At 64.4% G+C, this 509-nt stretch carries 1 pseudogene; it reads right to left on the minus strand.

From position 1 onward, the window contains the following. Positions 1-509 (minus strand): annotated as a pseudogene (locus AACY49_RS30380) (type VI secretion system protein ImpL); the annotation flags it as partial.

The raw sequence follows: 509 nt of genomic DNA on the forward strand, positions 1-509 counted from the left end.
GCGGTGCGCGCGTGGGCAACGGTGCAATCGACAGCGGCAGTTTCGAGCCCTGACTCATCAACGACAGGCGCACGTACATCCGTGCGAATTCACTGGTAACGCTGTCGGGCGCCCCGGTCACCGGCAAACGCAGGGCCAGCGGGAAATCGGTGTAATCCATGCTCGGCTGGCGCTGCACCGAGAAATGCGCACGCATCAGGCGCAGCAGCGACCACGGCCCGCCGTACTCCCAGCCTGCCTCCAGATCGCGCACCACCAGGTTCGGTTGCAGCGGATCGTTGACCGGACGTTCCTTGCCGTTACGCGCCCAGCGCAGGGTCAGGCGAATAGGCTGGCCAACCCTCCAGCGCAGATTCGGCTCTTCGGCTGCCGGGTAGTTGATCTCCTGACGGCCGGCGAGCAGGCTCCAGGCAATCACCTTATCGGCGCCCTTTTCATCATCGCGATCGGTACGCCAACGCACGTCCAGTTCAACGCCGAGAATGCCGCTCTTGTCGCGCACGAACAGC

This window comes from Pseudomonas sp. EL_65y_Pfl2_R96 (genome assembly GCF_963970905.1).
GTDB lineage: Bacteria > Pseudomonadota > Gammaproteobacteria > Pseudomonadales > Pseudomonadaceae > Aquipseudomonas.